General features: G+C 73.6%; 6 protein-coding genes. All 6 read right to left on the bottom strand.

Annotation, left to right across the window (positions count from 1 at the left end; genetic code table 11):
* The coding region (locus tag G3I42_RS33395; RefSeq protein WP_164291418.1) for an alpha/beta hydrolase at window positions 1-474 on the bottom strand (474 nt) is incomplete at its 3' end.
* A 427-nt stretch (window positions 475-901) separates the two neighbouring features.
* A complete protein-coding gene (kynU, locus tag G3I42_RS33390; RefSeq protein WP_164291417.1) occupies window positions 902-2,149 on the bottom strand; it encodes a kynureninase in 1,248 nt (415 codons plus the stop codon).
* Window positions 2,136-3,053, bottom strand: coding sequence for a tryptophan 2,3-dioxygenase family protein (locus tag G3I42_RS33385; protein ID WP_164291416.1), 918 nt, complete (start codon window positions 3,051-3,053; stop codon window positions 2,136-2,138). The genes kynU and G3I42_RS33385 overlap by 14 nt, the downstream gene beginning before the upstream one ends.
* Before the next feature lie 250 nt (window positions 3,054-3,303).
* Window positions 3,304-3,717 carry a DUF3151 domain-containing protein gene (locus G3I42_RS33380; RefSeq protein ID WP_164291415.1) on the bottom strand — a complete coding sequence of 138 codons (414 nt, stop codon included), beginning with the start codon at window positions 3,715-3,717 and terminating at the stop codon, window positions 3,304-3,306.
* Between the two features lie 214 nt (window positions 3,718-3,931).
* The gene (gene fbaA / locus G3I42_RS33375; protein WP_164291414.1) at window positions 3,932-4,957 is read right to left on the bottom strand and encodes a class II fructose-bisphosphate aldolase; all 1,026 of its coding nucleotides are present in this window, start codon (window positions 4,955-4,957) and stop codon (window positions 3,932-3,934) included.
* A 306-nt stretch (window positions 4,958-5,263) separates the two neighbouring features.
* On the bottom strand, window positions 5,264-5,809 hold the full coding sequence (gene pyrE, locus G3I42_RS33370; protein WP_164291413.1) for an orotate phosphoribosyltransferase: 546 nt from the start codon (window positions 5,807-5,809) through the stop codon (window positions 5,264-5,266).
* Window positions 5,810-5,892 lie beyond the last annotated feature (83 nt).

The following is a 5,892-nucleotide window of genomic DNA, read 5'->3' as shown; positions in this document are numbered from 1 at the left end:
GTGGCGCGCCGCCGCCCACAGCGCGAGGTGCCCGCCCGAGGAGTGCCCGCACAGCACCGTGCGCGCGGGATCGGCCCGCGGGAGCGCCTTGCGGGCCAGGTCGGGCAGCGTGTCGAGCACCGTCGCGATGTCGTCGAAGGTCTCCGGCCAGCGCCCGGGACGCGCCTTCGCGCCCTGCCCCGGCAGCCCCGCGCCCCTGCGGTACTCGGCGAGCGCGACCGCGAAGCCGCGCCGCGCGAGCAGCCCGGCGAACGGCGTCAGGTGCGCCCTGTCGTACGTGGCCCGCCAGGCACCGCCGTGCAGGACGAGGACGAGGGGGTGGCCGCCGGGGTGCTCGGGGCCGCGCGGGGCGTAGAAGTCGACGACCTGGTCGGGGTGCCCGCCGTAGGAGAGGGTGGCCTCGGGCGGTACCGCGGGGTGCGCGAAGAGCGCGTCGGCCTCGGCGGCCTCGCGGGCAACGGCGTCGTCCGGCATCTGCGACCTCTCAGCGTTCACGGTCCACGGGTCCTGTCCCACGGGGCCTCGCGATCCACGCCCGCCCCGCCGGTTCTCCGGCAGGCGGCACGGGCGACCGCCCCCGACCGGCCGGGACGCTATCAGGCGGGTGACGTGCGGCGATACGGGTGCGAGGGGATCATCTCGGGGCCGGCGCGGAGCCTGGTGTCGTTCCCGCCGCGCACGGCGGCCTCGCGCACGCACCGTGCACGGGCGGGAACGGCACGAGACCGTTTGACCCGGGAAGAGCCGGGCAAACCCGAGGCTTGCGGCAATCCACCCGAAAGGGGGGAATCGACAGACCGGCGTCAGCTCTCGCCCCGGAATTCACCCGCCGGGGCGACCCCCGCGAAGCACCTCCGCCGGACCCGCCCCACCGGCCTCGTCCCCCATACGCCCCTCGTCCTCACCCCGCCGTACTCCCCACCGCCCCCAGCTCCTCCGCCAGGACCCGCGCCGCTCGTTCCGCGTCCGCGAATCCCACGTACAGCGGCGTGAAGCCGAAGCGGAGGAGGTCCGGCGGCCTGAAGTCGCCGACGACGCCGCGCGCGATGAGGCGGGGCATCAGCGCGGCGGCGAGCGGGGTGCGCAGCGCGAGCTGGCTGCCGCGCTCCTCGTGCGCGGCCGGGGTGACGGACTCCAGGCGCCCGGGCGGTACGTAGCGGTCGACGCACTCCAGGAAGAAGTCCGTGAGCGCGAGCGACTTGGCCCGCACGGCCGCCAGGTCCACGCCCTCCCAGACGCCGAGCGCGGCTTCCAGGGCGAGCAGCGACAGGATGTCGGGCGTCCCGACCCGCGCGGCCGTCACTCCTTCCGCACGCGTGTAGGCGGACCGCATCCCGAAGGGTTCGGCGTGCGAGTTCCAGCCCGGCAGCGGCGAGTCGAACGCCGCCTGGTGCGCGGCGCGCACGTACAGGAAGGCCGGGGCGCCCGGTCCGCCGTTGAGGTACTTGTACGTGCAGCCGACGGCCAGGTCGACGCCGTGCGCGTCGAGCCCGACGGGCAGCGCGCCCGCGCTGTGGCACAGGTCCCAGACGGCGTACGCACCCGCCTCGTGCACGGCGGCGGTGAGCCCGGGCAGGTCGTGCAGCCGCCCGGTGCGGTAGTCGACGTGGTTGAGGAGCACGGCGGCGGTACGGGGACCGAGCCGGCCGGGCACCTCGGCGGGCAGGACGGGGACGAGGCGGTGGCCCGTCAGCCGTACCGCCGCCTCCGCGAGGTAGCCGTCCGTCGGGAAGGCCGAGGAGTCGACGAGGACTTCGTCGCGCCCGTCCCCCGCGAGTCGGACGGCGGCCACGAGCGCCTTGAACAGGTTGACGCTCGTCGAGTCGCCCACGACGACCTGCCCGGGCGCCGCGCCGACGAGCGGCGCGATCAGCTCGCCGACCCGCTCCGGCGCCTCCCACCAGCCGCTTTCCGTCCACGAGCAGATACCGAGCGCGCCCCACTCGTGCGCGACGACGTGGGCGAGCCGGTCCGGAACGGCCTTCGGGAGCGCGCCGAGCGAGTTCCCGTCGAGGTAGACGACGTCGCCCGGAAGGGTGAAGCGGTCCCGTACGGGCCGCAGGGCGTCCCCGGCGTCGAGGCGGTGGGCGGCGGCACGGAGCTCGGCTGCGGCGTCGCTCCCGTTTCCGATGCGCTCAGACACGGCCACGCGCCGTCCACAGCTCGGGGAACACGCTCTTCGTGGCGCGCTTCTCCAGCCACGCGACGCCCGCCGAGCCGCCCGTGCCCTGCTTGGAGCCCATCGCGCGGCGGGTCGCCGTGAGGTGGTCGTTGCGCCATCGCCACACCAGCTCGCCCACGTCCGTGAGCGCCTCGCCGAGCCGTACCTCCTCGCCGCGCTGATCGCCCCGGTAGATCTCCGCCCACACCGCCTCGACCTGCTCGGACGGCTCGTAGCGGCGGCTCAGGTCGCGGTCGAGCACGGAGGGCGGCACGGGGTGGCCGCGCCGGGCGAGGAAGCGCAGGGCCTCGTCGTAGAGACCCGGTTCGTGCAGCGCCTTCTCCAGTTCGGCGTACGCGCGCGGCGTGCCCTTGTGCGGGACGAGCATCGCCGCGGACTTGTCGCCGAGCAGGAACTCCAGGCGCCGGTACATCGCCGACTGGAAGCCCGAACCCTCGCCGAGCGCGCCCCGGTAGCTGTTGAACTGGGCGGGAGTGAGCCCCGCGAGCGGGAGCCAGGAGGCGTTGAGGGCGTCCAGCTCGCGGCGGGACCGGCGCAGCGCGTCGAGCGCGGGCGGCAGGTCGTCCTCGCGCAGCGCCCGCGCGGCGGTCTCCCACTCGTGCACGAGGACGGTGAACCACAACTCCATGACCTGCGTCGTCACGAGGAAGACCATCTCGCCGGGGTCCTCGGAGCGCAGCTCCTGGAGGTGCGTGAGGACGTCGGCGTGCACGTAGTCCTCGTACGGGGTGCTGCCGGCGAAGTCGAGGTGGGGGGCCTCGGGGGCGGTGTCGGCGGTGCCGGGGGCGTCCGTGGTGCCGGGGGCGTGCGAAGCGCTCGGCGCGGGCGGGGTGCTGGGGGCCTGCGGGGTGTTCAAGGGGTCGTACGACATCGATCTCTCCGGTGGAGACGGCTGCCGGGTAGCGGTCCGCCCCCGCCCGCGCTGCGCGCCCGCCGTCGTACGGCGGCCCGGCGGAGGGCTCCGGTCCCCTCGGGCCCGTGCACCGGTCGTCCGGCACGCGTGTCCGGTACGCGGACGGGCCCACTCGCATCCTCCGTCCCCCGGGTGGGGAACGGCAAGGCGGGAGGGCCCGTACCGGAAAGAAAGCCCGCGCCCGGCGCCGCGCCGGGCGGAGGCGGGGTCAGCCGAGGGTCTGCGCCGCCGTCGGCGAGGAGTCGCGCAGGAAGTCGGTGCAGCGCTCGTACTCCTCCTTCTCGCCGATCGCCTGGGCGGCGCGGGCGAGGGCGTGCAGGGCGCGCAGGAAGCCGCGGTTCGGCTCGTGCTCCCACGGGACCGGGCCGTGGCCCTTCCAGCCGTTGCGGCGCAGCGCGTCGAGGCCGCGGTGGTACCCGGTACGGGCGTAGGCGTACGAGGCCACGGGGTCGCCCGCTTCGAAGGCCTCGTCCGCGAGCAGCGCCCAGGGGAGCGAGGAGGCCGGGAACTTCGCGGCGACCTGGGAGGCGGGGGTCCCGGAAGCGAGCAGCTCGCGCGGCTCGGGCTCCTCGGGCAGGTGGGTCGGGGGCACGTCCCCGAGCAGGTTCTGGTGAATGGCCATGGTTTCCAGTCTGCCTGACCGCCGCACCGGCCCGCCCCGCCCGAAGGCCCCGTACGGACGCGAACGAGCCGCCCCGCACGTACGCGAACGAGCCCCCGGCCCTGCCTGATCCCGCCCCGTCCGTACGCGAACGAGCCGCCGCCGGACGCGAACGGGCCCCCGCTCCGCACGACCGAAGCCGTACGGGCCGGGGGCCCGTGAGTCACCCGCCGGGTCAGGCGCTGAGGCTGTGCCCCGCCGCGCGCAGCGTGCGGGCCGCCTCGGTGACGCGCTCGGCCATGCCGGCCTCGGCGAGCTTGCCCCACGTGCGGGGGTCGTACGTCTTCTTGTTGCCGACCTCGCCGTCGACCTTCAGCACACCGTCGTAGTTGCGGAACATGTGGTCCGCGACGGGGCGCGTGAAGGCGTACTGCGTGTCCGTGTCGAGGTTCATCTTGACGACGCCGTTCTCCAGCGCGGTCTCGATCTCCTCCTTCGTGGAGCCGGAACCGCCGTGGAAGACGAAGTCGAAGGGCTGCTGCTTGCCGTACTTGGCGGCGACGCCCTCGCTCAGGTCCTTGAGCAGCTCGGGGCGGAGCACGACGTTGCCCGGCTTGTAGACGCCGTGCACGTTGCCGAAGGAGGCGGCGAGCAGGTAGCGGCCCTTCTCGCCGAGACCGAGCGCCTCGACGGTGCGGATCGCGTCGTCGACGGTGGTGTAGAGGTTGTCGTTGATCTCGTGCGAGACCCCGTCCTCCTCGCCACCGGTCGGGGTGATCTCGACCTCAAGGATGATCTTCGCGGCCTTCGCCAGGGCGAGCAGCTCCTGACCGATGGCCAGGTTGTCGTCCAGGGTCTCGGCGGAGCCGTCCCACATGTGCGACTGGAAGAGCGGGTTCATCCCGGCCTTGACGCGCTCGGCGGAGACCGCGAGCAGCGGGCGGACGTAGCCGTCGAGCTTGTCCTTCGGGCAGTGGTCGGTGTGCAGCGCCACGGTGACCGGGTACTTCTCGGCGACGACGTGCGCGAACTCCGCGAGACCGACCGCGCCGGTGACCATGTCCTTGCTGTACTGACCGCCCAGGAACTCCGCACCCCCGGTGGAGATCTGGATGATGCCGTCGCTCTCGGCCTCGGCGAAGCCGCGCAGCGCCGCGTGCAGGGTCTGCGTGGAGGTCACGTTGATGGCCGGGTAGGCGAACTTGCCTGCCTTCGCCCGGTCGAGCATCTCGTTGTAGACCTCGGGGGTTGCGATGGGCATGTGTCCGCTCCTTGTGATGTGCGGGTGTGTGCAGTGACCCTGACCTGGGGGCGACGCCGGTGTCGGCCGGGTCCATCTTTCCAGACGTACCGATTTGCTCCCAGCGAGGAGCGGTGGCGTGAGACGACGAAGACGATGTTTCACGTGAAACAGGACGGCTCCGATGTTTCACGTGAAACATCGCCTTTCGGCGAGCGGGGGAGGTCAGAGGCCCGAGGGGCCCGCCGGGGGCTCGCTCGTCGGAGGGACGGCCTGCTCAGCGGAGGCCGGTCACCCTCCGGGGGCATGCCGGGCGAGGGCCGGTTGTCACAGGCCCAGCTCGTTGAGCGCGTAGGCGTAGAGGTACGGGACCCCTGCCTCGCCGGCGATCTTCTCGCCCGCCCCGGTGTCGCGGTCCACGATCGTGGCGACGGCGACGACGTGCCCTCCGGCCTCGCGCACGGCCTCGACGGCAGTGAGCGGCGAGCCGCCGGTCGTGGAGGTGTCCTCGACGACCAGCACGCGCCGTCCCTCGATGTCCGGGCCCTCGATACGGCGCTGCATCCCGTGCGTCTTGGCCGCCTTGCGCACCACGAAGGCGTCGACGCGCTTGCCGCGCGCGTGCGCGGCGTGCAGCATCGCGTCGGCGACCGGGTCGGCGCCGAGGGTGAGCCCGCCGACCGCCTCGAAGTCGAGGTTGTCGACGAGGTCGAGCATGACCTCGCCGACGAGCGGCGCGGCCACCCCGTCGAGCGTGATCCGGCGCAGATCGACGTAGTAATCGGCCTCGATGCCCGAGGAGAGCGTCACCTTGCCGTGCACCACGGCCTTGTCCTTGATCTGCTGGAGCAGCTCGGAACGTGCGTCAGTCATGGGGACGAGCTTAGAGGGGCGGCAGGGGGCGGGAGCGGCTTCGGGGACGGGCGAGGCCGCCGAGGAGCCGGCGGGGCTCCGCC

This window comes from Streptomyces sp. SID11385 (assembly GCF_010548245.1).
Taxonomy (GTDB): Bacteria; Actinomycetota; Actinomycetes; order Streptomycetales; family Streptomycetaceae; genus Streptomyces.
This window is presented reverse-complemented; position numbering and strand designations above follow the sequence as displayed.